General features: G+C 71.3%; 25 protein-coding genes. 15 read left to right on the top strand and 10 right to left on the bottom strand.

Translation table 11 applies throughout. The annotated features are described in order from the left end of the window. Both DMB66_RS18040 and DMB66_RS18035 read right to left on the bottom strand, forming a co-directional pair. Nucleotides 1-402: class I tRNA ligase family protein (locus DMB66_RS18040; RefSeq protein WP_148112745.1), on the bottom strand; the 402-nt coding region annotated here is incomplete at its 3' end. Between the two features lie 71 nt (nucleotides 403-473). Beyond that, nucleotides 474-1,094, bottom strand: coding sequence for an L-threonylcarbamoyladenylate synthase (locus DMB66_RS18035; protein ID WP_125805251.1), 621 nt, complete (start codon nucleotides 1,092-1,094; stop codon nucleotides 474-476). A gap of 125 nt (nucleotides 1,095-1,219) precedes the next feature. Between DMB66_RS18035 and DMB66_RS18030 the strand changes: the two genes are divergently transcribed. Next, on the top strand, nucleotides 1,220-3,142 hold the full coding sequence (locus DMB66_RS18030) for a hypothetical protein (RefSeq protein WP_125805250.1): 1,923 nt from the start codon (nucleotides 1,220-1,222) through the stop codon (nucleotides 3,140-3,142). Nucleotides 3,143-3,204: 62 nt separating this feature from the next. On the opposite strand, the gene DMB66_RS18025 is transcribed toward DMB66_RS18030, so the two are convergent. Beyond that, nucleotides 3,205-3,630, bottom strand: a complete 426-nt coding sequence (locus tag DMB66_RS18025; RefSeq protein ID WP_125805249.1) for an NUDIX domain-containing protein — start codon at nucleotides 3,628-3,630, stop codon at nucleotides 3,205-3,207. 100 nt (nucleotides 3,631-3,730) lie between these two features. Between DMB66_RS18025 and DMB66_RS18020 the strand changes: the two genes are divergently transcribed. From DMB66_RS18020 to DMB66_RS18005, 4 genes are all read left to right on the top strand, one after another. Then, nucleotides 3,731-7,342: a WGR and DUF4132 domain-containing protein gene (locus DMB66_RS18020; RefSeq protein ID WP_125805248.1), complete on the top strand. Its 3,612-nt coding sequence runs from the start codon at nucleotides 3,731-3,733 to the stop codon at nucleotides 7,340-7,342. Between the two features lie 194 nt (nucleotides 7,343-7,536). Beyond that, on the top strand, nucleotides 7,537-8,610 hold the full coding sequence (locus tag DMB66_RS18015; RefSeq protein ID WP_125805247.1) for an AAA family ATPase: 1,074 nt from the start codon (nucleotides 7,537-7,539) through the stop codon (nucleotides 8,608-8,610). 3 nt (nucleotides 8,611-8,613) lie between these two features. Next, nucleotides 8,614-11,064 (top strand): DUF5682 family protein, encoded by a 2,451-nt coding sequence (locus tag DMB66_RS18010; protein WP_199752459.1) that lies wholly within the window; start codon nucleotides 8,614-8,616, stop codon nucleotides 11,062-11,064. After that, complete coding sequence (locus DMB66_RS18005; RefSeq protein WP_125805246.1) at nucleotides 11,057-12,181, top strand: VWA domain-containing protein; 1,125 nt, start codon at nucleotides 11,057-11,059, stop codon at nucleotides 12,179-12,181. Before DMB66_RS18010 ends, DMB66_RS18005 begins: the two co-directional genes overlap by 8 nt. On the opposite strand, the gene DMB66_RS18000 is transcribed toward DMB66_RS18005, so the two are convergent. The 3 genes from DMB66_RS18000 to DMB66_RS65900 all read right to left on the bottom strand — a co-directional run bounded on the left by DMB66_RS18000 (nucleotide 12,150) and on the right by DMB66_RS65900 (nucleotide 13,801). Further along, nucleotides 12,150-12,764 carry a hypothetical protein gene (locus DMB66_RS18000; RefSeq protein WP_125805245.1) on the bottom strand — a complete coding sequence of 205 codons (615 nt, stop codon included), beginning with the start codon at nucleotides 12,762-12,764 and terminating at the stop codon, nucleotides 12,150-12,152. The two genes, DMB66_RS18005 and DMB66_RS18000, sit on opposite strands and share 32 nt — an antisense overlap. Before the next feature lie 105 nt (nucleotides 12,765-12,869). After that, complete coding sequence (locus DMB66_RS65905) at nucleotides 12,870-13,496, bottom strand: hypothetical protein (protein ID WP_370318661.1); 627 nt, start codon at nucleotides 13,494-13,496, stop codon at nucleotides 12,870-12,872. Then, entirely contained in the window at nucleotides 13,469-13,801 is a 333-nt protein-coding gene (locus DMB66_RS65900; RefSeq protein WP_370318659.1) for a hypothetical protein, read from the bottom strand. Before DMB66_RS65900 ends, DMB66_RS65905 begins: the two co-directional genes overlap by 28 nt. A gap of 88 nt (nucleotides 13,802-13,889) precedes the next feature. Here DMB66_RS65900 and DMB66_RS65895 point away from each other — a divergent pair, with 88 nt between their 5' ends. The 8 genes from DMB66_RS65895 (at nucleotide 13,890) to DMB66_RS17960 (ending at nucleotide 21,696) form a co-directional block, all read left to right on the top strand. Beyond that, nucleotides 13,890-14,906 carry a hypothetical protein gene (locus DMB66_RS65895; protein WP_370318657.1) on the top strand — a complete coding sequence of 339 codons (1,017 nt, stop codon included), beginning with the start codon at nucleotides 13,890-13,892 and terminating at the stop codon, nucleotides 14,904-14,906. Between the two features lie 75 nt (nucleotides 14,907-14,981). Next, entirely contained in the window at nucleotides 14,982-15,977 is a 996-nt protein-coding gene (locus DMB66_RS17990; protein ID WP_233624655.1) for a zinc-binding alcohol dehydrogenase family protein, read from the top strand. Nucleotides 15,978-16,101: 124 nt separating this feature from the next. Next, the gene (locus DMB66_RS17985; RefSeq protein ID WP_125805243.1) at nucleotides 16,102-18,186 is read left to right on the top strand and encodes a glycosyl hydrolase family 28-related protein; all 2,085 of its coding nucleotides are present in this window, start codon (nucleotides 16,102-16,104) and stop codon (nucleotides 18,184-18,186) included. A gap of 179 nt (nucleotides 18,187-18,365) precedes the next feature. After that, nucleotides 18,366-18,710, top strand: a complete 345-nt coding sequence (locus DMB66_RS17980) for a helix-turn-helix transcriptional regulator (RefSeq protein WP_125805242.1) — start codon at nucleotides 18,366-18,368, stop codon at nucleotides 18,708-18,710. Further along, nucleotides 18,707-19,168 (top strand): SRPBCC domain-containing protein, encoded by a 462-nt coding sequence (locus DMB66_RS17975; protein ID WP_125805241.1) that lies wholly within the window; start codon nucleotides 18,707-18,709, stop codon nucleotides 19,166-19,168. The genes DMB66_RS17980 and DMB66_RS17975 overlap by 4 nt, the downstream gene beginning before the upstream one ends. Continuing rightward, nucleotides 19,161-19,586, top strand: a complete 426-nt coding sequence (locus DMB66_RS17970) for a DUF6069 family protein (RefSeq protein ID WP_125805240.1) — start codon at nucleotides 19,161-19,163, stop codon at nucleotides 19,584-19,586. The genes DMB66_RS17975 and DMB66_RS17970 overlap by 8 nt, the downstream gene beginning before the upstream one ends. Before the next feature lie 103 nt (nucleotides 19,587-19,689). Continuing rightward, the gene (locus DMB66_RS17965; protein WP_233624653.1) at nucleotides 19,690-20,505 is read left to right on the top strand and encodes an MOSC domain-containing protein; all 816 of its coding nucleotides are present in this window, start codon (nucleotides 19,690-19,692) and stop codon (nucleotides 20,503-20,505) included. 33 nt (nucleotides 20,506-20,538) lie between these two features. Then, nucleotides 20,539-21,696 (top strand): Gfo/Idh/MocA family protein, encoded by a 1,158-nt coding sequence (locus tag DMB66_RS17960; RefSeq protein WP_125805239.1) that lies wholly within the window; start codon nucleotides 20,539-20,541, stop codon nucleotides 21,694-21,696. On the opposite strand, the gene DMB66_RS17955 is transcribed toward DMB66_RS17960, so the two are convergent. Then, nucleotides 21,697-22,380 (bottom strand): TetR/AcrR family transcriptional regulator, encoded by a 684-nt coding sequence (locus DMB66_RS17955; protein ID WP_125805238.1) that lies wholly within the window; start codon nucleotides 22,378-22,380, stop codon nucleotides 21,697-21,699. 89 nt (nucleotides 22,381-22,469) lie between these two features. On the opposite strand from DMB66_RS17955, the gene DMB66_RS17950 reads away from it, so the two are divergent. After that, on the top strand, nucleotides 22,470-23,207 hold the full coding sequence (locus tag DMB66_RS17950) for an SDR family oxidoreductase (RefSeq protein WP_125805237.1): 738 nt from the start codon (nucleotides 22,470-22,472) through the stop codon (nucleotides 23,205-23,207). A gap of 168 nt (nucleotides 23,208-23,375) precedes the next feature. On the opposite strand, the gene DMB66_RS17945 is transcribed toward DMB66_RS17950, so the two are convergent. The 3 genes from DMB66_RS17945 to DMB66_RS17935 all read right to left on the bottom strand — a co-directional run bounded on the left by DMB66_RS17945 (nucleotide 23,376) and on the right by DMB66_RS17935 (nucleotide 25,361). Next, entirely contained in the window at nucleotides 23,376-24,146 is a 771-nt protein-coding gene (locus tag DMB66_RS17945; protein ID WP_125805236.1) for a hypothetical protein, read from the bottom strand. Nucleotides 24,147-24,220: 74 nt separating this feature from the next. Beyond that, the gene (locus DMB66_RS17940) at nucleotides 24,221-24,517 is read right to left on the bottom strand and encodes a hypothetical protein (protein ID WP_125805235.1); all 297 of its coding nucleotides are present in this window, start codon (nucleotides 24,515-24,517) and stop codon (nucleotides 24,221-24,223) included. Between the two features lie 181 nt (nucleotides 24,518-24,698). Beyond that, on the bottom strand, nucleotides 24,699-25,361 hold the full coding sequence (locus DMB66_RS17935) for a DUF305 domain-containing protein (RefSeq protein WP_125805234.1): 663 nt from the start codon (nucleotides 25,359-25,361) through the stop codon (nucleotides 24,699-24,701). A 129-nt stretch (nucleotides 25,362-25,490) separates the two neighbouring features. Between DMB66_RS17935 and DMB66_RS17930 the strand changes: the two genes are divergently transcribed. Continuing rightward, nucleotides 25,491-26,933, top strand: coding sequence for an LVIVD repeat-containing protein (locus DMB66_RS17930; protein WP_125805233.1), 1,443 nt, complete (start codon nucleotides 25,491-25,493; stop codon nucleotides 26,931-26,933). Nucleotides 26,934-26,940 lie beyond the last annotated feature (7 nt).

The raw sequence follows: 26,940 nt of genomic DNA, 5'->3' as shown, positions 1-26,940 counted from the left end.
GAGCTCGGCGAACGCGTCCGTGTGCCGGGTGACCGACTCGCGGCACTTGACGTTGAACTCGGCGATGCCGTACGCCTCGATGTCCTGCTTGCCGGTGAAGCCCAGCTCCTTTTCCACCGCGAGCTCGACCGGCAGGCCGTGGCAGTCCCAGCCGGCCTTGCGGGCGACGTGGAAGCCCTTCATGGTCCGGTATCGAGGGAAGAGGTCCTTGAAGACCCGGCTCTCGATGTGGTGCGTGCCGGGCCGGCCGTTCGCGGTCGGCGGGCCCTCGTAGAAGATCCACTCGGGGCGGCCGGCGGACTGCTCGAGGGTGCGGTGGAAGATGCTGTTGGCCTGCCAGAAGTGCAGCACCTCATGGTCCAGCGCACCCAGATCCACCTGGGCCGGCACGGGTAGATACATGGTTTCCTCCGACGACGGCAGCGGATCGCACTGTATCGCCGGGCACCGACAATCCGCCCGCGGTTTCCCGGCTACTCGAAGCGGGACGGGTCGCCCGCGCCGACCCGCAGGATCTCCGGCTCGCCGCCGGACAGGTCGATCACCGTGGTCGGCACCGTGCCGCACTCGCCCGAGTCGATCACCGCGTCCACCACGTGGTCGAGCCGCTCCTTGATCTCCCAGCCCTGGGTGAGCGGCTCCTCCTCGCCCGGCAGCAGCAGCGTGCTGGACAGCAGCGGTTCACCCAGTTCGGCCAGGATCGCACTGGTCACCGCGTGCTCCGGGATGCGTACCCCGACGGTCTTCTTCTTGGGGTGCAGCAGCCGGCGCGGCACCTCCCGGGTGGCCGGCAGGATGAAGGTGTAGCTGCCGGGCGTCGCGGCCTTGACCGCCCGGAAGACCGCGTTGTTGATCTGCACGAACTGGCCGAGCTGCGCGAAGTCGCGGCAGATCAGGGTGAAGTGGTGGTCGCTGCCCAGGTGGCGGATCTCCCGGATCCGGTCGAGGCCCTTGGCGTTACCGATCCGGCAGCCCAGGGCGTAACAGGAGTCGGTTGGATACGCGATCAATCCGTCGTCGCGCAGGACGCGGCCCACCTGGGCGATGGCCCGTGCTTGCGGATTGTCCGGATGTACGTCGAAATACTTCGCCACCCGCAGAGTTTAGATCGCCCGTCCCGCAAAGGACGGCAATTCGGATGGGCCGGGCCCGGTGCGGGAGTGACGCTTGTACCTGCGTAAATCTTTACTGTGCGTCCGCTGAATGGCAGCGTGGCCACATGAGACGGAGAGCCGCGCTCGTTGTTGCGCTGATTACGGCGATGGTGGGGGCATCCGCGGGAGCCGCGGGAGCCGCACCGAAGTCCTCCTACACCTATCTGCACCCCGGCGGCCAGCCCAGGCTGACCGAGAAGGTGCCCGTCAACGTGGTCTTCCTAGGCTATGAGCCGAACCAGGTCGGCAAGGCCGCCTACCTCTCCGGCCTGCCGAAGAAGTACGAGCCCATCGTCCGTTACCGGCAGTTCTACGGCCTGACCGAGAAGCTCGGCATCACCTACACCTACGACTACAAGGTCAGCTACAGCAACAAGTCCTACGAGGACAAGTTCTTCAAGCAGCTCGGCCGGCTGGCGAAGCCCGCGCCGCTGACGCAGTACCAGACCGAGTACAACGCGCAGCAGAAGAACGTCAAGGACATCACCTCCAACCACACCATCGACGCGCCCAGCGTCGAGAAGTGGCTGGCGTACCACCCGCCCGCCGGTGTCGACACCCGGCGCAACACGATCTTCTTCATCAACTGGCACGGCCGCTCCGACTTCAAGTTCCACGTCTACACCAAGATCGGCGAGCCCGACCCCGACACCGGATACGACTTCGGCAAGGAGCGGGACAGCCGCAAGATCATCGCCTGGGGTGGCACCACCGCCGACGACGAGGAAACCGGTCTCGGCAGCACCCGGCGGGTCTGGTTCCACGACCTGTCCGCCGGCCCCGAGTCGTGGACCAGCAACTACGACGTCGACAACCCGGACCTCGACGGCGACGGCGTCGTCGACTACCGGATGCCGCCGACCTGGGAATACACCGCCGGCGGCTTCCGGGCGCCCGGGGCGCTGGCCGGTGACCTCGGGCTGATCACCCGCTACGTCGCGATCAACCTGCTGATGACCTCGTCGCCGCTCTACCCGGTGGAACTGCCGACGGCCAAGCCGCCGAAGTCGCTCAACCTCGACAGCAACACCTACGAGGGCTGGCCCGGCGTCAACGCCTCCGAGCAGTACATCACCCCCGAGTTGCTCGTCGACGAGCTCTCCGAGCTGCGCTGGCGCAACCGGCTGGACTTCGACAACCAGGACCTGCCCTACGACGCCAGGGCCGAGGAGTGCTACCTCGGGGTGCTGACCGACGAGAGCTGCTATCCCGGCTCGGGATATCCGGCGTTCGCGAACCTGTACCTCTACAACTGGGAGAACCTCGAGCGGACCAAGGACGACGCCGGCCGGGTCGACTACGAGGTGCCGATGTTCAACTACGCCGTGGGTGCGGGCGTCGGCGTGCCGGCGCTGGGCTTCGCCGACGACAACTACGTCGACGGCACCCAGACCGGAGTCTTCAGCTTCATCTCCCCGGAGGTGGTCGCCTCCGGCTACGGCCTGACCACCACCCAGATCCACGAGGTCGGCCACCACCTGGGCATGAGCCACCCGCACGACGGCTACGACAGTGAGACCGGGGTGGACTACTCGCCGGGCGGCCCGTTCCTGTTCGCCAACGCCGGCGACGAGAGCAACTCGATGATGAGCTACATCGACGTCAACTGGGACTTCAGCCAGTTCGACCGGGACAACAGCGACCGGTTCCTGACCGCGGCGTACCACGAGGCCGCGAACCGGCTGGCCGCCGACGTGCTGGCCGCGCCCAAGGCGTCGAAGGCCCGCGGTCAGCTCCGCGCGGCCGACGTCCTGCTGGGCCTGTCCACGAAGGCGTTCGCGCGGCACGACTACCGCGCCGCGTACGCCTTCGCGGAAGGGGCGTACAACCAGGTCGTCGCCGCCGCGAAGCGGGCCGGCGTCGATCCGGCCGGTGCGGCCAAGGCGCTGGCGGCCGAGGCCGATGCCGCCCGCCGGACCACCGAGGTGCACGACCCGCACGAGTTCATCGACACGCTGGCGCCGGACAGCCCGCGTAGTCAGCCGTAGCTCCACCTTCGCCCGGGACGGCTCGCTGGAGCCGTCCCGGGCTTCTTGCGCGGCGGAACCGATCAGGAGACCGGATAGACGCGCCAGCCGTCTGGCGGGGGCAGGCCACGCCAGACGGTGAGGCTCATGGCAGACGGCGGATAGAGCGGATCCGGCAGGTCGTCCGGCGCATACCAGCCCCAGTCGTTCAGGACGTCGGGCTCCAGCGCCCGCGGCGGGATGCCGGGCCACGTCGCCACGGCCGCCGCGGTCAGGCCGCTGCCCGCGGTCCGCACGCCGATCGCGATGACCTCGGGCCGGGTGCCGTCGATGCCGGCTTCCTCGGCGGCCTCGCGGGCGGCGGCCTGCTCGATGGTCTCGCCACCCTCGACATGGCCGCCGGGCAGGCACCAGGTCGGCGCCTCGCCGGCCTTTACCCGGCGACCGAGCAGCACCCGGCCCTCCGGATCTACCAGGATCAATCCAACGCCGACTACCGGTCTCGTCATCCCGTGATTTTGTCGTACCGGATCGCTAACGTGCCTCGCACCGGTATCGACGAACGCGGTCGGGCCCGGGCCGTTCCGCGTCCCCTGACAAAGGTGTCACATGCGTAGTTTCGAGTTGCTCGACGGTGCGTCGGCGAAGTTCTGGGAGATCGACCAGGACGGCAGCGAGGTGACGGTCCGCTGGGGACGCGTCGGCACGACCGGTCAGACCAAGGTCAAGACCTTCGATTCGGCGGCCGAGGCCGCGACCCACGAGGGCAAGCTGATCGCGGAGAAAACCCGGAAAGGGTACGGCGAGACGACCGGCCCAACCGCACCAGCGTCCCCCTCCCGCACACCAGCGCCGACGCCGCCCGCCCCCACCGAGCACGCTCCCCCCGACGAGGAGTCCTTCGTCTTTCCCGCCGCGTGGCGCCGGCACCGCTCCGCCCGGCGGGGCAGCAGCGGCCTCGGCCGGTTCGTGCCCGACGCCGCGGCGCGCGCGGCCACTGACCAGCTCATGGACAGACCCGGCGGGATCGCCGAGGTCTTCGAGGCGCCGGCCACCGACCCGGCCGTGGCCCGGGCCGCGATGGCCTGGCTCGAGGGCGATCCGCAGGCCCCCGCCCTCGGTGCGGCCGCCGTCGCCGCCGCCGCGACTCTCGGCAACTGGGACGCGCGGGACAAGTTCGTCGCTTTCGCCGACCTCTGGATCGCCGAGCGTGGCCTGAGGCTGGCCGCCGAGGCCGCGGTCGAGCTGATGACCCTCAAGCTCGACGACGGCCTCCCGCCCGGCGCCCGGACAGGCAACAACCAGCTGTTCGGCGTCCGGTTCATCCGCGTCGGCGAGCAGCGCCGCAACTCATACGGCGATCCGGCGGTGGCGACCGTGCTGCGCGTCCGGGCTGCCCTCGCCGCCGCCACCGAGGAGGAATATGCCGAGGTGATCGAGGCCCTCACGCCCTACCGGGCGGCCGGCGCCTACGCGCGGGCGGCGACGTCGCTGCTGGCGCCCGCCCAGCTCGAATGGGTCGCCGAGGACGTCGCGACCGCGCTCGCCGACGGAGACGAGTCCCGGGCCACCGGGCTGCTCAACGCGGCCGGCACGCCGGATCAGGTGACGGCTCTCGCCGCGATCACCAGTTCCTATCCCGTTGCCGGCTCCATCGAGACGCTTACCACGATGATCGACGGGGTCGGCGTCGGCGCGGCACCGGCCCTGTTCCACTGGTTCGACGACATCGAGTGGGCCGACGGCCAACGGCGGCTGCTGTCCCTGCTCGCGGCGCTGCCCAGCGACGAGGCGATGCGCGGGTTGGTCGACCGGATCGACGTCAAGTACGTCCCGCCCGCCCTGCTCGATGCCGCCGGCCGCTATCCGGCGCGGGCGCTGCGGTTCCTCGCCGAGGGCGCCGCCAAGCCCATCGTCGCCGACCTGCTGCGCTCCCACGTGCTGACCCATCCGCGGATCGTCGAGGAGGCCCTGCCGCTGCTCAGCACCGCGGCGCGGCAACGGGTGGAGACCATCCGCGAGCAGGCCGCGGCGGTCGTCCCGGCGCCGCTGTCGGCCGTGCCGCCGCTGCTGCTCGATCCACCGTGGGACAAGCCGCGACGGCCCGTGAAGCCTGTGGTGATCACCGGCCTCACCGACACCGGCGCGCCCTCGGTCAGCTGGCTCGACGGGGAGCGGGAGGCCTGGCGTCAGACCCCCTATCCCCGCTTCTCCGAAGGTCCGCTCGACTGGGAAGAGGTGGGCAAGTCGATCGCCGCCGGCACCGCCGCCTGGTACGAGCCGTCCGAGTTCTTCGCCGGCGCACCTGAGGAGCTCGCCCGTCCGCTGCTGGCGAAGTGGCGCGTCGAAGACACCTGGCAGGCCGCCTCGTGGATGCGGGTCGTCGCCGCCCGGTTCGAGATCGACGCGCTGCCGGCGGCGCTGGAGCTGGTCAAGCGCAACACCGCGGAGATGGCGTCGGTGCTGTTGCCCTTCGCCGCCCCCGAGGTCGCGGTCCTGATGGCGGACGCATACGCGCGGCTCAAGTCCGTCCGCGGGACAGCCCTCACCTGGCTGCGGCGCCACCCCGCCGAGGCAGCGCGGGCGCTGGTGCCGCCCGCGCTCGACAAGGCCGGCGTCCCGCGTCGCCAGGCCGAGCAGGCGCTGCTCACGCTGCACGCCGACGGGCACACCGAGACGGTGCGCGCGGCCGCACGAGGCTACGGCGAGGCGGCCGCCGCGGCCATCCAGACCCTGCTGGAGACCGATCCGCTGACCGTGCTGCCGGCGAAGCTCCCGGCGATGCCCGCCTGGGCCGTCCCGGGCCTGCTCCCGCCGGTGCTGTTGCGAGACGGCGCCGGCGCCCTGCCCGCCGAGGCGGTCAGCAACCTGGTGATGGTGCTCGCGCTCGGCAGGTCCGGCACCCCCTACGCCGGGGTCGACATCGTCCGGCAGGCCTGCGAGCCGGCCAGCCTCGCCGAGTTCGCCTGGGGGCTCTTCCAGCGCTGGCACACCTCGGGCGGCGACAGCAAGGAAAGCTGGACTCTCGAGACGCTGGGTGTGGTCGGCGACGACGAGACCGTGCGCCGGCTGACCCCGCTGATCCTGGCCTGGCCCGGCGAGGGCGGGCACGCGCGGGCGGTCACCGGCGTCCAGGTGCTGGCCCGGATCGGCACGGACGTCGCCCTCATGCACCTGCACGGCATCGCTCAGCGGGCGAAGTTCAAGGGCCTCAAGGCCGCCGCCAATCAGAAGATGGACGAGGTCGCCGCCGGTCTCGGGCTCAGCGCCGACCAGCTCGCCGACCGGCTGGTGCCCCAGTTCGGGCTCGACGCCGCCGGCAGCATGGTCCTCGACTACGGCCCCCGGCAGTTCACGGTCGGCTTCGACGAGCAACTGCGCCCATACGTCGCCGACAGCGCGGGCAAGCGCCTCAAGGCCCTGCCGAAGCCCGGAGCCCGCGACGACGCCGCGCTCGCCCCCGCGGCCTACCAGCAGTTCGCGGCGCTGAAGAAGGACGTCCGCACGGTCGCCGCCGACCAGATCCGCCGCCTCGAACGAGCGATGGTCACCGGCCGGCGCTGGACCGGTGCCGAGTTCCGGCAGCTGTTCGTCGCCCACCCGCTGCTCTGGCACATCGTCCGGCGCCTCGTCTGGGCCGTCTACGACGAGCAGGACAAACGGATCGGGGCGATCCGGGTCGCCGAGGACAGGTCGTTCTCCGACGCGCACGACGAGCAGGCCCAGCTCGTCGCCGACGCGCGCGTCGGGGTCGCGCACCCGCTGCACCTGGGCGACAGCCTGGCCGACTGGGTCGAGGTCTTCGCCGACTATGAGATCCTGCAACCGTTCGCGCAGCTCAGCCGCGAGACCTTCAGCCTCACCGCGGAGGAGGCCGCGACCTCCCGCCTGACCCGCTTCGAGGGCCGCACGGTGCCGACCGGGCGGGTGATCGGCCTCGAACGCAAGGGCTGGCGGCGCGAGACCCCGCAGGACGCCGGCATCCAGGGCCGCATCGAGCTGGTCGTCGGCCCGCGCCAGGAGGTCGTCATCGACCTGGACCCCGGCATCGCGGTCGGCGCGATGGAGGTCTTCCCGGAGCAGGAACTAGAGATGATCTTCCTGTGCGACGGCACCGGCAACCGCTGGAGCAACAACACCGAGGGCCAGATCCCGCTGAACCGGCTCGACCCGATCGCCGCATCCGAGATCATCCGCGACCTCACGGAGCTGACCGCATGAGCCCCACCCCATCCACCCCCGGTCCGACCGCTGCCGGTCCGACCACCCCCGGTCCGTCCGCTGCCGGTCCGGCCGGTTCGCGGGCGTCGGGCTCCGGTTCGGCGGGCTCTGGCTCTGGTCGGGCGGGCTCCGGCTTTGGGCCGGCTGGTTTCGGGGCTGGCTCGGTTGTTGAGGTCACCGAGCCCGCCGACCGGGTGCAGCGGCCGCCCGCCGAGGTCCGCTACGCCGACGAGCTGGCCCGGCTGCGAGAGGCCGACACCGCCGAGCGCCCGCCCGGGTGGGTGCTCAGCGTGCAGGCGGCCCGGCGTTTCGTCGTCGGCGACAGCAAGCTCGGCGTCAGCCGCAAGTTCGTCGGCGACCCCTCGCTGATCGACCGCGCCCTGATCACCCTCGCGACAAGCCGCGGGCTGATGCTGGTGGGCGAGCCCGGCACGGCCAAGTCGCTGCTGTCCGAGCTGCTCGCCGCGGCGGTCAGCGGTGACTCCATGCTCACCATCCAGGGCGGCGCCGCCACCACCGAAGACCAGATCCGCTATTCGTGGAACTACGCGCTGCTCGTCGCCGACGGCCCGTCGACGCAGTCGCTGGTGCCCGCGCCACTGCTGCGCGGCATGGCCGAGGGCCGCACGGTCCGCTTCGAGGAGATCACCCGCTGCCCGCTCGAAGTCCAGGACTGCCTGCTGTCCCCGCTGTCCGACCGGGTGCTGGCGATCCCGGAGCTGACCGGGCCGGCGGCGATGGTCTTCGCCCGCGACGGTTTCAACATCATCGCCACCGCCAACACCCGCGACCGCGGCGTCAACGACATGAGCTCCGCGCTGAAGCGGCGCTTCAACTTCGAGACGGTCTTCCCGATCGCCGACTTCTCCACGGAGCTGGCCCTGGTCGAGGCCGAGTCGTCGGCGCTGCTGCGGCGCTCCGGGGTCACCGCCGAGCCCCGGCGGGACGTCCTCGAGGTGCTGGTGACCACGTTCCGCGAGCTGCGCACCGGGGAGACTGCGCGCGGCGACTCGATGGACAGGCTGTCCGCGGTCATGAGCACCGCGGAGGCGGTCTCCGTCGCCCACGCCGTCGGGCTGCGTGGCTGGTTCCTGCGCGGCGAGCCCGGCACCGCCGAGGACGTGGTGGCGTGCCTGGCCGGCACCGCGGCCAAGGACAACCCGGAAGACCTGGCGAAGCTGCGGCGCTACCTGGCCCAGCAGGTCACCTGGCGTGGCGGCGAGCAGTGGCAGGCGCTGCACAACGCCCGCCACCTGCTGCCGGGCTGAGCCATGACGGTCACGTTCATCGGGGTCCGGCACCACAGCCCGGCGTGCGCCCGGCTCGTCGCCGCCACTATTGAAGCCCTGCGACCGGCCTACGTGCTGATCGAAGGGCCGGCCGACCTCAACGGGCGAATCGGGGAGCTGCTGCTGGGTCACGAGCTGCCGGTCGCCGTGTTCAGCAGCTACCGCGACGGCGAGCGGCGGCATGGCTCCTGGGCGCCGTTCTGCGCATACTCGCCGGAGTGGGTGGCGCTCACCCAGGGCCGGGCGGTGGGCGCGGAGTTGAGGTTCATCGACCTACCCGCCTGGCATCCGGCCTTCGCCGGGCGCAGCAACCGCTATGCGGATGCCGAGCTGCGATACGCCGAGGTAATGGAACGGCTGTGCCGCAGCTTCGACGTGGACAACGTAGACGTGCTGTGGGACCACCTGTTCGAGATCGCCCCGGAGGACGGCCTCGCGGAGCGACTCGCGGTCTACTTCGATCTCGTACGAGGCGAGTCGGCGGCCGGCGAGTCGGACACCGCACGCGAGGCGTACATGGCGCAGTGGGTCGAGGCTGCGGCCGCCGAGGCGGGGGAGCGGCCGGTCGTCGTGGTGACCGGCGGATTCCACCGGCCGGCGCTGGTGTCGGCGCTCGCCACCGCGCCGGGGGGCGCCCAGTGGCCAGAGGTGCCGGAGTTGCCTGTGGAGGCGGTCGGCGGCAGCTTCCTGGTGCCGTATTCGTTCCGGCGGCTCGACGCCTTCGACGGATACCAGTCCGGCATGCCGTCCCCCGGCTACTACCAGGAGCTGTGGGAGTCGGGACCGCGGAGCGCGGCGCGGCACCTCACCGAGTCGGTGGCCGGCCGGCTGCGCGAGCGAAAGCAGCCGGTGTCCACGGCGGACCTGATCGCGGCCAGGGCCACCGCGGAAGGGCTGGCCACCGTACGCGGCCATCGACATCCGGCGCGGACGGACGTGCTGGACGGGCTGGCGTCGGCCCTGGTGAAGGAGGCCTTGGACGTGCCCCTGCCCTGGGCGGCCCGGGGCAGCCTGCGAACCGGGAGCCATCCCGTCGTGGTCGAGATGGTCGCCGCGCTCAGCGGCACGCGCGTCGGTCGCCTGCACGCCGACACGCCCGCACCGCCGCTGGTCCACCACGTCCAGGCCGAACTCGAACGGCTCGGCCTGGACGGCGATGCCGACCTCGACCTGGACCTGACCGTGGCGGCCGACCGGGCCCGCAGCAAGGTGCTGCACAGGATCCGCATCCTGGCCGTGCCGGGGTTCCGCCGCGACTCGGGGCCGGCCACGGGCCTGGAGCCGGTCCTGCGGGAACGCTGGACGCTGCGCCCCGACCCCGCGAGGCTCACCGCATTCATCGAGGCCGGCGCGTACGGCGCCACCCTCGCCGACGCGTGCGCGGCGGCCCTGGCCGAGCGGGCCACGCAGGCCGGCCGGAACGTGGACCTGCTCGCGGGCGTGCTGTTCGACGCGGCGCTGTCGGGCACGACCGACGTGTCGGAGCAGGCCCTCGCCGGCATCGAGGAGACCGTGGCCGCGGCGGCAGACCTCGGCGCGCTCGGCCGCATGCTCGCGGTGGTGCTGACCATGTGGCGACACGACCGGATCCTCGGCTCCGCCCACAGCACGACCCTGGGGGCGGTCATCGTCGCCTCGGTCCGGCGCACCCTGTGGCTGGCCGAGGGCGTCCACGGCCAATCCGCGCCGGCCGATCTGGGCCGAATCGGCGCCCTCGCGGCATGTCGCGACGCCCTCCGGTATGCCCGCCGGGAGCTCGGCCTGGACGTCGAGACTGCCCTTGAGGTGGCCGCGCGAATCTCAGCAGACAGCGACGCACCACCCGATCTCCGCGGCGCGGCCTTCGGACTGCGCTGGGCCCTGCGTCCGCCAGAAGCAGCCGACAGTCAAGCCACCGAAGGCCCGCCCCCCGAGCCAGGGGCACCACCGCCCGGCCCGGGTGTTGTCGTGTCGGGTTCCGTGCCGGAGGTGTTTCCGTCCGGGGCGGCTGCGGGTCCAGGTGTTGCTGGGCCGGATGAGGCCCTTCCGCTCGAGCCGGCCGTTGCCGGGCTCGATCCCCTGCGGGCCGTGCGGGGAGCGTTCCTGCCGGAGTCGGCCGGAGACTGGCTGGCCGGATTGTTCGCGCTGGCCCGGGAAGAGGTGCTGCACACGGCGGCAGTGATCGGATTGCTCGATGAGTTGCTGTCCGGGATGGCGGCCGACGACTTCCTGATCGCGGTGCCGGCGCTGCGGCAGGCGTTCGAGTTCTTCCCGCCGCGCGAGCGGGAGATCATCGCCGGCCGGCTGCTGGAACGACGAGGCCTCAGCGGGACAGGGCGCGGCCTGCTGCGCGGCGTCACGAATCCGGAACTGGTCGCGGCCGGCATGCTGTTGGACGACCGGGTCGATGCCGTGCTGCGCCGCGAGGGACTGATGGGTGGAGCCCGTGACTGACCCGGATCTCGAACGATGGCGGCTGGTGCTCGGGGCCCCGGCGTCGTCAATGCAAGCGCTCGGCCCGGAAGGGCTCGCGCGCGACGCGGCGCTTGACTGGCTCTACGGCCGCGACGGCGACCTGGAACAGCGTGGCATCCGGGGCGGCACGAGCCGGGCCGGTGGTGCCGGGCCGTCCGCACTGACCACAGTGGACTGGCTCAACGACATCACCCGGCTCTTCCCCCGCGAGACGGTGGAGCGGCTGCAACGCGACGCCATCGAACGATACGAGATCACCGACATCGTCACCGATCCCGGCGTGCTGGAACGGATCGAGCCGAACCCGGCGCTGCTCAAGGCCGTCCTGCAGACCAAACACCTGATGAATCCGGAGGTGCTGCGGCTGGCCCGGCGCCTCGTCGACGCCGTCGTCCGCGACCTGATGGCGAAGCTGGCCACCGAGGTGCGGGCGGCGTTCACCGGCACCCGGGCCCGGCGGCCGAGCCGGTGGAAGCAGGCCCGGGACTTCGACATGACCCGGACCATCCGCGCCAACCTCGGCCACTACCGGCCGGCCGAGCGGCGGCTGTTCATCGAGACACCGCACTTCTTCTCCCGAAGCCGAAAGCAGATCGACCAGTGGCAGGTGATCCTGCTGGTCGACCAGTCCGGCTCGATGGTCGACTCGGTGATCCACTCCGCGGTGACGGCGGCGTGCCTGTGGGGCCTGCCGGGCGTCCGGACCCACCTGGTCGCCTTCGACACCGAAGTGGTGGACCTGAGCAGCGAGGTCGACGACCCGGTCGAACTGCTCATGAAGGTCCAGCTCGGCGGCGGCACCGACATCGCCCGGGCGGTTCGCTACGGTGCCGGCCTGATCGAACAGCCTCGCCGGGCGATCGTCGTCCTGATCACCGACTTCTACGAGGGCGGCTCGCCGTCGCTGCTGATCCGTACGGTCCGCGAACTCGTCGAGCAGGGTACGAAGGTGCTCGGGCTGGCCGCGCTCGACCACGACGCCAACCCCAGCTACGACACCCACACGGCCCAAAGCCTGGCCGACGTGGGCGCCTCGGTGGGCGCCATGACCCCGGGGCAGCTGGCTACCTTCGTCGCCGAGCAGGTCGGTCGATGAGCGAGCAACGCAGGCGGCACGGTCCATCAGCGGCCGTTGCCACTCGGCCGGCTGCGTCTGTCGCGGCGCGGAGGTTTCCATGAGGACGGAACTGCGGGCACTGACGCCCGAGACGTTGGCGGAGTTGACGAACCGGGGCCTGGTCAAGCGGGCGGTCCGCGAAATCGAGCGAGCCATGCCGGTGGTGGTCGAGGACGGCGAAGCCACAGTCCACGCCACCTACGACGACGGGGTGACCACTGCGCTGCCGGCCGGCGGCCTCGATCAGGGGCGGTGTAGCTGTGGCGCGCCCGGCGTATGCCGGCACATCGTCGGCCTGGTCCTGGCCTACCAACGCGTTGCGAACCATCCCGATCACCCCGGTCAAGCGAATCACCTGGAGAGCACAAACCCAGGTCACCCTGATACCCATCCGCAGGATCGCCCGGCTCCCGGTCAGGCCGACGCTGGCATTCCAGGCTCCGGCCACCTCAAAGTCGGTCTTGCCGATCCCGGTCACGCCGATCCCGGTCCCGCCAATCGTGGTCACGTGGATCGTGGTCACGTGGATTCCGGTCACCCGGGTTTCGGTCTTCAAGACCATGGCCACCAGGGCCGAGCCGGCCGCTCGAAGCCGAGTCTGGCGCTGGCCGGCGACTCTGGCCCGAGTGACGCGGCCGGGCCGACAGCCCGGGTCGACGGTGACATCTCAGTCGCGGGGTTCGGCAAGGCTGATGCCGACGGGAACGCCCGGATCGAGTGGTCGCCGGGCGATTTCACCGATGCCCAACTGATGGGGCGAATCGGGGCACGCCGAGTGACCGCCGCGCGTCGGGTGCAGCGGACCGGATACGTCGCGCGGGTGCACCGCGCCCGGCCCGGCGACCCGGTATCGAGTGTGGAGTTGCCGACGGCGACCGTGCGCTTTCTCGTGCCCCGCGACCTGGGTTTCGCCCGCACCGACGCGGTCGCCGGGGTGCGTGACGACGTGTTGGCGCTCGCTGTCTGGGCGTTCCGGGAGGCGGATGCGCGCTTCCCGGGCGAGGCCGACGTGCAGGTGCAGGTCGGCGGCAGCGGAGCCACGGCCGGCGGGCCCGGGCTGGACGCGGCCGTGGCGCTCGCGAGCGTCGTGCTGCGCGAGGGGGCCGTTCACGTCGGAGCCGGCATCGCGGCAGACATCGGTGCTGTCAGGCGCGCGCTCGAAGCAGGACGAATGCGATGGCCGCTCCTCGCGGTCGACGATCTCGTCGCGCAACTGGAGGCCTACCGGGACCGCAGCGCCCGATACCGCCCTGAGGCACTCGCCGATCACGTGGCAGAACTCTTCGCCCGCCACCGCGCAGTGACCAGCGCCGACCCGGAACCGGACACAAATCTAAACCCGAGTGCCAGCCCTGATCCGAGCGTTAGCCCGGGCCTGAGCGTCAGCCCGGGCGTGGGTGTCAGCCCGGGCGTGGGTGTCAGCCCGGGCGTGGGTGTCAGCCCGGGCGTGGGTGTCAGCCCGGGCGTGGGTGTCAGCCCGGGCGTGGGTGTCAGCCCGGGCGTGGGTGTCAGCCCGGGCGTGGGTGCCAGCCCGGGCGTGGGTGCCAGCCCGGGCGTGGGTGCCAGCCCGGGCCTGGGCGCTGAGTCGGGCCTGGGCACCGGGCCGGACGAGATCGCTGAGCCCGCACGGATCAGCAGCCCGCGACCACCGTCAGGCTCACAAGATCAGCGGGCGTTGCGGTCGCGGGTGCTTGGAACCGACGAGGCCTCCGAGACCCCCCTCCGCCGGGCCCGCCTCGATGGTCTCGGCGCGCGGGTTTCCGTTGTCGGCGCCGAGCGTGTGGTCGAGGTGTTTCTCGCCCACGCCGACAGCGCGGCCGTGCTGGTGCTGCGCCGCTCGTATGAGACCGGTGACGCCGGGCCGTTGCTTGCCGGGCGGCGGGTCGCCGGGGTCAGCATCGGCGCGCTGGCTGCCGGCGCTGTGGTCACGGAGTCCGCAGCCCGTAGTGCGAGCCGGGCCGTTCGTCTCGGCACCCGGCGGTTGAGCCGTACCGAAGCGATGGCCTCGCGTGGCTCCTGGCACGACCTGCCCCGGGCCTTGATCGCCGGTGACCTGGCCGCGCTCGCCGCTGAGCTCATCGCGCTGCCACCGCGGCCGGTCCGGGCCCGGGTCGAGGCCGAGTTGGTGCGGGTCATACCGGTCGCCGAGGTCCGTTCGGTGAGCTATGCACCCGGCGCGCAGCGACTTGATGCCGTCATCGCGGACGCGGCCGGGGTTACCGCCGTGGTGTCCGCGTCCCACGCGGCCTGCGCTCCCGGCCGGCTGGACAGCATGGCCGCCGCCCTGCGCGGCGAGCTTCGGTACGTGGCCGGCAGTGTTCGCCGGGCCGGTGGTGGAGTCGTGATCGATCCGATCGGTTTCGCACTCGCCGATTCTGTCGTGGTTCCGGACCTCGCCCCGGCCGACCGTGGGACCGATCCCGACGATGCCCCGGTGCTCAGCATGGATCCGTTGGGGCTGGCCCTGGACGAGGCCGCCGCCCTGCTCGCCGAGCTGGCACATGGCGGCCTGCAGCATGCGCCGGCCACGGTGCCCGGCCGGTTGCGCACAGCGTCGGGCCGGTTGCGCCAGGTCGGGTTGCGCCGGGTGGGGGAGACGGTCGAGGCTCTGGCCGAGCGGCTCGGGCCTGACCCCGGCGACGATGCCGCCGAGGCGTGGGTGGATGCCTACCTGCGCGTCAACCTGGCGGCCGACATGCGCTGAGCAGCACGGGGCCGCCGGAAGCAATGTGTGCGACAGCACCGGGCGCGCCCGCCGTCGCCCAGCTATATTGCTTCCATGGAAGCTAATTCTATGGAAGCGGTCGTGCTGGACGCGCCCGGCCCGCCCGAGGCGCTGCACATCCGCGAGCTGCCGATTCCCGTTCCGGCGCCGGGGCAGGTGCTGATCCAGGTGAAGGCCTTCGGCCTCAATCGCTCCGAGCTGCACACCCGGCTCGGGCTCGCCCAGGGCGTTACCTTCCCGCGGGTGCCCGGCATCGAGGCGACCGGCGTGGTCGCCGCGGCGCCCGGTGGCGAGTTCGCGGTCGGACAGCAGGTCTTCGCGATGATGGGTGGGATGGGCCGCACGTTCGACGGTGGCTACGCGCAGTACACGTGCGTCCCGGCGGCGCAGGTGATCGCGTTCCGTAGCGGCCTCGACTGGGCCACGCTCGGCGCGGTGCCGGAGATGCTGCAGACCGCGTACGGCGCGCTGACCGCCGGCCTCGACGTGCAGCCAGGGACTTCGCTGCTCGTTCGGGGCGGCACCTCCTCGGTGGGCATGGCGGCCGCGGTTCTCGCGAAGCGCCTCGGCATGACGGTGCTGTCCACCACCCGCAGCCCAGGCAAGGCGGACGCGTTGCGGGCCGTCGGCGTCGACCACGTGCTGATCGACGACGGGGACGTGGCCGCGCAGGTGCGCGCGATTTTGCCGGACGGGGTGGACTACGCCCTCGAGCTCGTTGGTACGCCGACCCTGCCCGACACCCTGCGGGCCGCGCGCAAGCTCGGGGTTGTCTGCATGGCCGGCATGTTGTCGAACGAGTGGATCGTGCCGGACTTCTACCCCATCGGCTATCTCCCGCGCGGCGTGCGGCTGGCCGGCTACGGCGGCGACGCCGACGATCTGCCGCCGGCCGTGCTGCAGGAGTTCCTCGACGCGGTCGCGGCGGGCGAGGCCATCGTGCCGCTCGACCGCACGTACCGCTTCGACCAGATCGTCCAAGCGCACGCGGACATGGAAGCAGGCGTCGCCGCCGGCAAGCTCGTCGTCCTCACCAACGAGGCCGCCTGAATCAACGAGGGATTTTGAAAGAAGCGAGCAGAAGCACGAAAATAGTAGACAGCCTCTTGTGGAGTTCGTCACAGCCGACCTAAGGTCACCTCAGCCGGCGCTCCCGAGAGAAATGAGCTGCTCGATGTCTGTGAATGCGAGGTGGCCCGCCCTGGCTACCGCTTTCGTTGTCGGGCTGGCTCTGATCGCCGCTGCGGGCATCCCCGCAAGCGCCGCTGCCACGACCCGAGCCGCCGCCGCGTTCCCGGTCGTGACCAGGGCCGCCACCGCGTCCCCCACCGCGCCCCGCACCACCGCCGCGGCCCCCGTGGTGACCCGCGCAGGCCTCGATCCCGCCCTCGTCACCGGCCGTGGCGCGACAGTGGACTTCGCCGAACAAGAGGCGGAGAATGCCACCTTCACCGGCTCCGTCATCGGTCCGGACCGTGCCGCCTACACCCTGGCCGGCGAGGCCTCCGGCCGGACCGCGGTCAAGCTGACCCCGGGCCAGTATGTCGAGTTCGTCCTGCCGAAGGCCGCCAACGCCATCACGGTGCGCTACAGCATCCCGGACGCCCCCACCGGCGGCGGGATCACGGCGCCGCTGGCTGTGGCGGTCAACGGCAAACGGGCCGCGACGATGACCCTGACCTCGCAGTACGCGTACCTCTACAACCAGTATCCGTTCACCAACGACCCGACCGCGGACCTCCTGCACCCCGACTGGTGGATCACCGAGTGTGGCTGCGTACCGTCGGCCACCATCCCCGCGCCGGGGATCGACAAACCGTTCCGGCCGATGCACTTCTACGACGAGCAGCGGCTGCTGCTCGGCCGGAGTTACCGGGCGGGTGACCGGATCCGGCTCACCGCCTCCGCCGGTGCCGCGTGGACGGTCATCGACCTGCTCGATTCGCAGCTTGTCGGCCGGCCGCACGTCGACCCGGTCGCGGCGAACGTGGTGCTCTTCGGCGCCGATCCGACCGGGCGGCGTGACGCCGCCGCGGCCTTCGACAAGGCGATCGCCTTCGCGAAGCGGGCCCGCCTCAAGGTGTACGTGCCGCCGGGCACGTACCAGGTGAACAGGCACATCATCGTCGACGACGTGACGATCGAGGGCGCCGGCAGCTGGTACACGATCATCAAGGGCCGGCAGGTCGCGCTGCCCGCGCCCGCGCCGGACGGCTCGGTGCACACCGGTGTCGGTTTCTACGGCAGGGATGCCGCCGACGGTGGCAGCCGCAACGTGCATCTGAAGGGCTTCGCGATCGAGGGTGACGTGCGCGAGCGCATCGACACCGACCAGGTCAACGGCGTCGGCGGCGCGCTCAGCGATTCCAGCATCGACGGCCTGCTGATCCGGCACACCAAGGTCGGACTGTGGTTCGACGGCCCCATGCGCAACCTGCGGATCACGAACAACGTGATCGTCGACCAGATCGCCGACGCCCTGAACTTCCACACCGGCGTCACGAACTCGGTGGTGCGCGGCAACTTCGTGCGGAACACCGGCGACGACGGCCTGGCCATGTGGTCGGAGAAGGCGGCGAACACGGGCAACACGTTCGACCACAACACCGTGCAGACGCCGACCCTGGCCAACGGCATCGCCATCTATGGCGGCACCGACAACACCGTGTCGAACAACCTGATCGCCGACCCCATCCGGGAGGGCAGCGGCATCCACGTGGGCTCCCGGTTCGGCGCCGAGCCGTTCGCCGGCGCTCTGACGATCAAGAACAACACCGTGGTACGGGCGGGCACGTTCGAACTCAACTGGAAGATCGGCCTCGGCGCGATCTGGTTCTACGCGCTGGACCGAAGCATCGACGCCCGGATCCGCGTCACCGGCGACCACTACCTGGACAGCACCTACAACGCGATCATGCTGGTCAGCGACTGGGGTGTGAAGGACCTCTATACGATCACCGGCGTCGGCTTCCAGGACATCCGGGTGGACGGCACCGGCACGTCGGTGGTCAGCGCGCGGGTGGCCGGATCGGCCTCGTTCGCCAATGTCGACGCCCGCAACGTGGGCGCGGTGGGCATCAACAACTGCGGCTCGTTCAACTTCAAGCCGACCGGCTCGGAATTTACCGTGACGGACCTGGGCGGCAACGACGGCGGCGGCACGACCGGCCCGTGGCTCGCACCCTGGGAGTTGCCGAACACGATCACGTGCGACGACCGCCCGCCGGTCGTCGCGCCGCCCGCACCCACCACTTGGTGAGAGCCGCCTCACGGAAGCAGAGCGGCCGGTCACCGCTTGGTGAGAGCCGCGTCACGGAAGCAGAGCGGCCGGTCACGGCTTGGTGAGAGCCGGATCACGGAAGCAGAGCGGGCGGCCACCCTGGCCGCCCGCCTTGCGCATTGTTGAACTAAGTGGTTCAGTGTCGTAATGTGAACCACATGGTTCAGCAAGAAATCCTCGATCGTGTGTTCGCGTCGCTCGCGGATCCTCAGCGACGGCGGATTCTGGTGCGGCTCGGCGAAGGCCCGGCCACCATCGGCGAGCTGGCCGAGCCCGTCGGGATGAGCCTGACCGGCATGAAGAAGCACGTCCAGGTGCTCGAGGACGCGGGCCTCGTCATCACGGAGAAGGTGGGACGCGCACGGCAGTGCCGCCTCGGCGCGGCGCCGCTGGACGAGGCCATGGCGTGGATCGGCTTCTACCAACGGCTCTGGGCCCGCAAGCTCGACGGCCTCGACGCCTACTTCACTCTCGAACGCGGCACGGAAGGACACCGAACATGACTCTGGACATGCGGATGACGCGGCGGCTGCCGGCGACCCCGGCCGAGGTCTTCGACGCTTATACCGACGCGGAGAAGCAGAAGATCTGGTTCAGCATCCTCGACGAGGAGCCGGGCATCGTCGAGATCGAGGTGGATCTCCGGGTCGGCGGCCAGCAGACCGCCGTGTGGGGACCGAATCCCGACACGCTGTTCCGGGAGACGCAGACGTTCGTGGAGATCGACCGGCCGCACCGGCTGGTCACCGATTCCACCGGCACCAGCCCGGACGGCATGACGATGACCACCCGGGTCGAGATCACCTTCGAGGCGGTCGACGACGGCACGCTGGTGACCGTCGTCCAGAGCGGCTTCCCGGTGCCCGAGGTCCGCGACTTCTTCGTCAACGAGGTCTGGGTGGGCGCCTTCGCCCGCATCGAGGCGTTCCTCGCGCGCGGGACGGAGCCGGCGGATGCCTAAAACCCTGATCATCGCGGCCGCCGTCGGCACGGCGGCGCTGGTCAACCTGATCCTGTACGGCGTCGGCCGGGCCGCCGGTGGCACCTTCCGCTTCACATCGTCCAGCGGCCCGGCGGTGGTGGACGGCGTCACCGTGGTCGCCTTCAGCGTCGCGCCGTTGCTGGTCGGGCTCGTGGCCGTGGCGCTGCTGGCGCGGCTCGGCGGCTGGGTGATCCGCACCGCCCTGGTCGTCGGCCCACTGCTGGCGATCGCCACCATCGCGCTGATGACGCTGCCCGCCGACCTGGACGCCACGAGCACGGTGACACTCGCGCTCTGCCACCTGGTCCTGGTGCCGGTCATCATCGTCGCCGTCCGGGCGCTCGGCCGCCGGACCGACGCGATACGCCAATCGACGGTCGCCGCGGGCGCGGGCTGAGAAGGCGGGCGCGGGCTGAGAAGGCGGGCGCGGGTAGAAAGCGGGCGCCGGCCGAGGAAGCGGCTGAGAAACGGGGTCGCCGGAGCGTTCGATATTCGGCAGCATGGCCGACATGCCGAAGATCGTCGCGCTTTGGCGCTTCCCGCTGAAGAGCGCGCTGGGTGAATCGCTGGGAGCGGTCGAGGTCGAGAAGAACGGGCTGCAAGGCGACCGGGCCTGGGCTTGCATAGACGACGAGGACGGCATGGTCGGCAGCGCGAAGCATCCCCGCCGCTGGGGCCGGCTCCTCGAAGTCGGCACGTCGCTGCGGCGGGACGAGCTGACCGTACATGTCGGTGGGGTGGCCCTGCGCGCGGGCAGCGCGGCGGCGGACGCGGCCCTGACCACCCACCTCGGCCGCCCGGTGCGGCTCAGCCGCACCGCGCCGGATGATCCTCGCCTGCACCGGGTCCTGCCCGACGATCCCGGGCTGGTGCCGGAGTGGATGGCCGGTGTCGGGCCCGGCGACGAGACCGTCAGCTCGGTCGGCGGGGTGGGGCGGCTCGGCCGGTTCGCCGACTTCGGGGCCGTGCACATCGTGACCACGGGCGAGCTGGCCCGGCTGGGCGCGTTGCTGGGCGGGCCCGCGGTGGCCGCGGCCCGGTTCCGCCCGAACCTGGTCCTCGACCTGCCGCGCGATCCGGAGCCGGGGGAGGAGCTCCGCCTGGGCGACGTGGTGCTGCGGGTCGACCTGCCTACCCCGCGTTGCGTCGTTCCCGGGCTGGGGCACGGCGAGCTGCCGGCCGACCGGTCGGTGCTGGGCGCGCTGGCCCGCCACTACCGCATCCAGGTCCCGGACCTCGGCCGCGCGGCCTGCTTCGGCGCCTATGCCGACGTCGTGCGACCCGGCCGGCTCCGGGTCGGTCAGCTCATGCACTGATCATCAGTGCCGCCGCTGGGGCAGACTTACCGGATGAGTCGAGAAACGCTCGGGGTCGCCGTTGCCGGATTCGGCTGGATGGGCCGCGTGCACACCCAGTCCTACCTGCGGGTTCTGCACCACTTCCCGGAGCTCGGGGTCCGCCCCGAGCTGGTCGCGGTCGCCGACGAGGTGCCCGGCCGGGCCGCCGAGGCCGCCGCCCAGTACGGCTTCACCACCGCCACCCTCGACTGGCGCGAGCTGGCCGCCGACCCGCGGATCCGGGCCGTGAGCATCGCGGCGCCCAACTTCCTGCATCGCGAGCTGGGGGTCGAGCTGGCCCGGGCCGGCAAGCACATCTGGATCGAGAAGCCGGTCGGGCTCGACGCCGCCGACGCCCGGGCGGTCGCCGAGGCGGTCCGGGCAGCCGGCGTCCAGGGCGTCGTCGGCTTCAACTATCGCAACGCCCCGGCGGTGGCCGCCGCCCGCGACCTGATCGCCGCCGGCGAGTTGGGCACGGTCACGCACGCCCGGTTCCGGCTCTTCAGTGATTATGCCGCGCATCCCGAGGGCGCCCTGAGCTGGCGCTTCGAGCGGGCCCGGGGCGGCAGCGGCGTGCTCGGCGACCTGGCCGCGCACGGCGTCGACCTGGTCCGCTACCTGCTCGGTGACATCAGCGCGCTGGTCGCCGACACCGCGACGTTCGTGACCGAGCGGGCCCGGCCGACCGGCGCGACCGCGGGGCACACCCGGGCCGGCGGCGGCGAACTGGGCCCGGTCGAGAACGAGGACTACGTCTCCAGCCAGCTGCGTCTCGCCTCGGGAGCCCGGGCCGTGCTGGAGGCGAGCCGGATCGCGGTGGGGCAGCAGAACAACTACGGCTTCGAGGTGCACGGCACGCGCGGGGCGGTGGCGTGGGACTTCCGCCGGATGGGCGAGCTGAGCGTCAGCGTCGGGGACGCGTACCAGGACCAGCCGGTCCGGACCGTCTACGTCGGACCGGGGGCCGGTGAGTACGCGGCGTTCCAGCCGGGCGCCGGCATCGCGATGGGTTACGACGATCTGAAGGTGATCGAGGCTTACCACTTCCTGCGGTCGGTCGCGGAGGGTAAGCCGTACGGCGCGACCCTGGACGACGCCGTGCACAGCGCGCTGGCGCTGGACGCGATGGCGCGGTCGGTCGACAGCGGCGCCTGGGTGAGCCTGAGCTGATCAGGCGGTGAGTCGGCCCAGCCACTCGTCGAGCAGAGCCCGCTCGGCGGGGGAGAGCTCGGCGAGCCGAGGCAGCGCGGCCCGCAGCGCGATCGCGTTCGCGGCCACGCCGTCGTGGCCGGCGGCGGGGGAGTCTGTGGTCACGGCCGCGATGACCGCCTCGCGAGCCAGCACCGACAGCGCGGGGTCGCGCTGCTCCGGCAGCAGGCCGATGAGCTGGAAGGTCATGCCCGCGGCGGCCGAGTGGATCAGGTGGGCGGCGCGTTCCTCGCTCACCCGCAGGCGGCCGGCCTCGGCGATCCGGCGTACCTGGGCGGCGAGGATCTCCTCCGCCTCCCGGGTGGCCGGTGACCGCACGCCGGGCCGCGGCTCGCCGTAGATCAGCGCGTAGTAGGCGGGGTTCTCCACCCCGAAGCCGACGTGCAGGTCCCAGCCCTGGCGCAGGTCCTGGACCGGGTCGTCGCCGGGCTTGAGGGCGGCCTTCTCGCGCAGGTAAGTGGCGAAACCGTGGCTCGCGACCGCGTCCAGCAGGCCCTGCTTGTCGCCGAAGAGCCGGTAGAGCGTCGGTGCCTGAACGCCGGCGGCCGCGCCGACCGCACGGGTCGACACAGCTTCCCGGCCGCCCTCGGTGAGCAGGACCGCGGCTGCCTCGATGATCCGTTCGCGGGTGGTCTCCGATGCCATGTAACGACGATAACACCTCCATGTTAGCGCATTGCTGGTAGCGGTGCTAACGTCGACTTGTTATCGACATAGCCTTCGAAGGAGTCAGCATGACCGGCAACCAGCCCCGCGTCGCGATCGTCACCGGCGGATCCCGTGGCATCGGCCGCGCGGTCGCCGAGCGTCTCGCCGCCGACGGGCAGAGCGTCGTCATCGTCTATGCGGGCAACGAAGCCGAGGCCGGCAAGGCGGTCGCGGCGATCGAGACCGCCGGCGGGAGCGCGGTCGCGGTCCAGGCGGACGTGGCCGACGAGACCGCCATCCGCGCGGCCTTCGACCTGGCCGAGCAGCGGTACGGCGGGATCGACGTGGTCGTCAACGCGGCCGGCGTCATGGCGCTGGCCCCCGTGGCCGAGTTGAGCCTGGCCGACCTGGACCGGGTGCACCGCACCAACATCCGGGGCACTTTCGTGGTCGACGGCGAGGCCGCCCGCCGGCTGCGTCCCGGCGGCGCGATCATCAATTTCTCCACCTCGGTGACGCGGCTCCACCTGCCGACCTATGCGGCGTACGCGGCGAGCAAGGCGGCCGTCGAGGCGATCAGCCCCATCCTGGCCAGGGAACTCCGCGGTCGCGACATCACCGTCAACGCCGTGGCCCCCGGCCCGACCGCCACCGCGCTGTTCCTGGACGGCAAGGACGAAGCGACGATCGAACGGATGGCCAAGCTGAACCCGATGGAGCGGCTCGGCCGCCCGGAGGACATCGCCGAGGTCGTCTCGTCGCTCGCCGGCCCGGCCCGCTGGATCAACGGCCAGACGATCTACGTCAACGGCGGCGCCGCGTAACATAGCCACCGCGCCAGGATCGCCCAACGGCCGCTTCCTATGCGGAAGCAGAGCGGGGCGATGGCCGCTTCCTATGCGGAAGCAGAGCAGGTTGACGGCCGCTTCCTATACGGGAGCAGAGCGGGGCGATGGCCGCTTCCTATGCGGAAGCAGAGCGGAAGCGGCGGGTCAGGCGGCGGCGGCGACGCGGCGGGCGCTGGGGACGTGGCCAGTGGTCTCCGGGAGGGCGGCGCGGGCGGTCTCGGCCAGGGCCTCGGCCGTGGCGACCTCCTGGCGCAGGCTGCGGACCGCCGCGGTGGCGATGTCGGAGGCCTGCCAGGCGGCGTTCTCGGCGTCGAGGCTGAGCTGGTATGCGGCGAAGCGGTGGCTGACCGCGGCCCGGGCCAGGACGAGCTCCTGCTCGACCGGGTGCAGGGCCGGGTCCCATCCGTTGCGGTGGGTCAGCGCGTCCAGCAGCTGGGTGTCGGAGAGATCGCCGCGGCGGTATGCGGCCTGGGCGGAACGGCGCAGCGCCTTGGCCCGCTCGGCCCGCTCGTCGTTGTCGATCGGGGCGTCCGGGAAGCCGTATGCGGCGGCGCGGCGGGCCCGGCCCAGCGCGGCGTCCGCCCGCTGGTATGCCTGCCAGGCTCCCTCGACGGCGGCCTGCGCCCGCTGGCATTCGTCGCGGCGGCGTTCGGCTGTGTTGGTCGCGCCCCGGGCGGCGACGGCGATCTCGTCGGCATAGCGGATCGTCTCGGCCGCCTCCTCGGCCCGGCGCTCTTCCTCGGCGCGCTTCTGCGCCGCGTTGTCGGCCAGCCACGCGGAGATCTGCCGCGGGCGGTGCACACCGCGCGGCAGGGCCAGCGCGAACAGGGCGATGACAGCCAGCAGGATGAGTGCGAGCCAGATGACGGCCACTTGGCCGCTGTTGCCGACGAGAAGTGCCACAGCAAAGTCCATGATCTATCCCTTGTCCACCGCGAGAGGTCGGTAATCGAGCACCCTCGAACTTTCTCGAGGGCGTGACGAGACGTTCAGGCGGTGTGCGGGGGACCTCGTGGCGCGGTGGCGGCCGTGCTGACCTGGTCGGTCAGGACGGGTGTGGCAGGCAGGACGGGCTGGGCCGGCGCGGCCGCGGTGGCCGGTGGCTGGGTGACAACCTCGTCGAGGAGGACCGGCGTGGATGCCGCGGCAGCCGGTGCGGCTGCTGCCGCGGCGGCGGTGGCGGGCACCGGAAGCGGATCGGTGACCGGGCCGGCCACGGTCGGGCCGCCGAGCAGCGCGGCGAGGAAGAGGGACACGACGAGCGGCAGCCGCCTACGGCGAAGCACACCCCTCACATCCACACGGGACAACCTATCGGGCCGCCCGGGCCGCACGCATCCCCGTGGCTCGATTAGGTGACCGAACCAACACCGTCCGGGGCGCCGGTCCGGCAGTGATCATGGTCTTGCCGGTGCGCGGGTGGCGCGGGGCGGCGACCGCCTCTGGCAGCAGCGGGCGCCGCAACGGCTAGAGCTGTGCGAGTCGCCGGATCTCGCTGCCCTGCTCGACCGCCATCTCGTTGGCTGTCTCGCGCAGCAACTGGTCGCTGCCGCCGCTCAGCGCGTCGCCGGCCATCTGGAGGGCGCCCCGGTGGTGCGCGGTCATCATCGCGATGAACTTGCGGTCGAAATCCGCGCCCCGGGCCGCGGTGAGCGCCGCGACCGCCGCCGGGGTCTGCATGCCCGGCATGGTGGCGTGATCGTGCGCGGGATCGGTCTCGGGGAGCTTGCGATCCGCCAGCCACCGCTTCAGCCAGCTGATCTCCGGCCCCTGCGCGGCGCTGATCCGGGCGGCCAGCGCGCGCAGCCCGGTGCCACCGGCGCGTTCCGGGGCGAGCTGCGCCATCTCCAGCGCCTGGGCGTGGTGCACGATCATCATCTGCACGAATGTCACATCGATCGCGTTGTATGTCGAGCCGTCGGGCGCGCGTACCTGGTCCGAGTCGGACACCCGGGCGGACTCGCCGGGCCGGCCGGGCAGCACCACCCGGACCGGCGGCGCCGAGCTCGCGGCCGGCCGTGGCGCAGCGGCCGAACGGTCGTCACCGGCGCGCGCGACCAGTGCCGTCCCGCCCGCTGCGAGGACCACCACTGCGGCGCTGGCCAGCGTCAATGTCCTTTGGCGAGTCATCTGGCCCTCTCATCCGGATAACAATGTCCCCCGCGTTCATGCTCTGGCGATTACTGTAACGACCTAGGTGAATGCGCACCGTACGTGACCACCCTGACCCTCGGTGCGCCAGCAGCCGGAAGGAGCTTTATGAAGCACTCTGCCTCACGAGGGCGGCAGCTCAAGCGTCTGGCCTGCCTCAGCACGGCGGCAGTCCTCATCGGACTGTTGACGGCCCCCTCGAGCGGTGCGGCGCAAGCCCCCGTCCTTGATCCGGGCACCCCGCCCGGCGTCGACGAGATCGTCAGCACGCCCAACCTGAAGCAGGTCGCGTACCTGCCGAAGACGGGCCCCTTCGCCACCACCCCCAACACTGACTGGGCCTTCCAGGGCGACTACGCATATGGCGGCAATTACAACGGTTTCACGGTCTATGACATCAGCAAGCCCAAGGCGCCGACCGTCGCCGCGCAGGTGCTCTGCCCCGGCTCGCAGAACGACGTGTCGGTCAAGGGCAACCTGCTGTTCCTGGGCACCGACTCGCAGCGGACGAACGACTCCTGCGACAACGCCGGCTCGACCACCGCCGTGCCCGGTGACCGCTGGGAAGGCATCAAGATCTTCGACATCAGCGATCCGCTGACGCCGAAGTATCTCAAGTCGGTCAAGACGGTCTGTGGTTCGCACACCCAGACGCTGGTTCCGGGCAAGCGCGGCGACAAGTCGGTCTACCTGTACGTCTCGTCGTACAACCTGTCCACGGCGGACCTGCCGAACTGTGCGCTGCCGCACGACAAGATCTCCATCGTGCGCGTGCCGCTGCGGAACCCGACCGCCGCCGCCGTGGTGGCGACGCCGGTGCTGTTCCCGGACGGCGGCTATGGAGGTGGCACCGCGGGTCAGTCCGCGACGACCGGTTGCCACGACATCACCGCGTACCCGGAGAAGGACATCGCCGCCGGCGCCTGCATGGGTGACGGTGTGCTGTTCGACATCTCGGTGCGCACCGCGCCGAAGGTCATCACGACGGTCCGGGACACGGTGAACTTCGCGTTCTGGCACTCGGCCACCTTCAACAACTCCGCTACCAAGGTCGTCTTCACCGACGAGCTCGGCGGCGGCGGCGCGGCCACCTGCAACCCGGCGATCGGCCCGACGCGCGGCGCCGACGCGATCTACGACATCGTGGGCAAGGGCAACAAGCGCAAGCTGGTGTTCCGCAGCTACTTCAAGATCCCGCGGACCAACACGGATACCGAGAACTGCGTGGCCCACAACGGCTCGCTGATCCCGGTGCCGGGCCGCGACATCATGGTGCAGGCGTGGTATCAGGGTGGCATCTCGGTCTGGGACTTCACCGACTCGCGCAGGCCCAAGGAGATCGCGTACTGGGAGCGGGGACCCATCTCGGCCACCAGCTTCGTGCTGGGCGGTTCGTGGTCGGCGTACTGGTACAACGGCTACATCTACTCCAACGACATCGTCAAGGGCCTGGACGTCCTGCAGCTCAAGGACCGGCGGACCAACGCGGCCCGCTGGGCCGAGACGGACGTGATGAACGCGCAGACCCAGGACAACTACCGCAACTGGTAACTCCCGG

It is taken from the genome of Actinoplanes sp. ATCC 53533, assembly GCF_003947245.1.
This window is presented reverse-complemented; position numbering and strand designations above follow the sequence as displayed.

Coding starts and splice junctions, on each gene's coding strand:
- DMB66_RS18030 (WP_125805250.1), top strand. CDS start 1,220: ATGAGACGGAGAGCCGCGCTCGTTGTTGCGCTGATTACGGCGATGGTG.
- DMB66_RS18025 (WP_125805249.1), bottom strand. CDS start 3,630: ATGACGAGACCGGTAGTCGGCGTTGGATTGATCCTGGTAGATCCGGAG.
- DMB66_RS18020 (WP_125805248.1), top strand. CDS start 3,731: ATGCGTAGTTTCGAGTTGCTCGACGGTGCGTCGGCGAAGTTCTGGGAG.
- DMB66_RS18010 (WP_199752459.1), top strand. CDS start 8,614: ATGACGGTCACGTTCATCGGGGTCCGGCACCACAGCCCGGCGTGCGCC.
- DMB66_RS18000 (WP_125805245.1), bottom strand. CDS start 12,764: ATGGTCTTGAAGACCGAAACCCGGGTGACCGGAATCCACGTGACCACG.
- DMB66_RS17990 (WP_233624655.1), top strand. CDS start 14,982: ATGGAAGCTAATTCTATGGAAGCGGTCGTGCTGGACGCGCCCGGCCCG.
- DMB66_RS17985 (WP_125805243.1), top strand. CDS start 16,102: ATGTCTGTGAATGCGAGGTGGCCCGCCCTGGCTACCGCTTTCGTTGTC.
- DMB66_RS17980 (WP_125805242.1), top strand. CDS start 18,366: ATGGTTCAGCAAGAAATCCTCGATCGTGTGTTCGCGTCGCTCGCGGAT.
- DMB66_RS17975 (WP_125805241.1), top strand. CDS start 18,707: ATGACTCTGGACATGCGGATGACGCGGCGGCTGCCGGCGACCCCGGCC.
- DMB66_RS17970 (WP_125805240.1), top strand. CDS start 19,161: ATGCCTAAAACCCTGATCATCGCGGCCGCCGTCGGCACGGCGGCGCTG.
- DMB66_RS17965 (WP_233624653.1), top strand. CDS start 19,690: ATGGCCGACATGCCGAAGATCGTCGCGCTTTGGCGCTTCCCGCTGAAG.
- DMB66_RS17960 (WP_125805239.1), top strand. CDS start 20,539: ATGAGTCGAGAAACGCTCGGGGTCGCCGTTGCCGGATTCGGCTGGATG.
- DMB66_RS17955 (WP_125805238.1), bottom strand. CDS start 22,380: ATGGCATCGGAGACCACCCGCGAACGGATCATCGAGGCAGCCGCGGTC.
- DMB66_RS17950 (WP_125805237.1), top strand. CDS start 22,470: ATGACCGGCAACCAGCCCCGCGTCGCGATCGTCACCGGCGGATCCCGT.
- DMB66_RS17945 (WP_125805236.1), bottom strand. CDS start 24,146: ATGGACTTTGCTGTGGCACTTCTCGTCGGCAACAGCGGCCAAGTGGCC.
- DMB66_RS17935 (WP_125805234.1), bottom strand. CDS start 25,361: ATGACTCGCCAAAGGACATTGACGCTGGCCAGCGCCGCAGTGGTGGTC.
- DMB66_RS17930 (WP_125805233.1), top strand. CDS start 25,491: ATGAAGCACTCTGCCTCACGAGGGCGGCAGCTCAAGCGTCTGGCCTGC.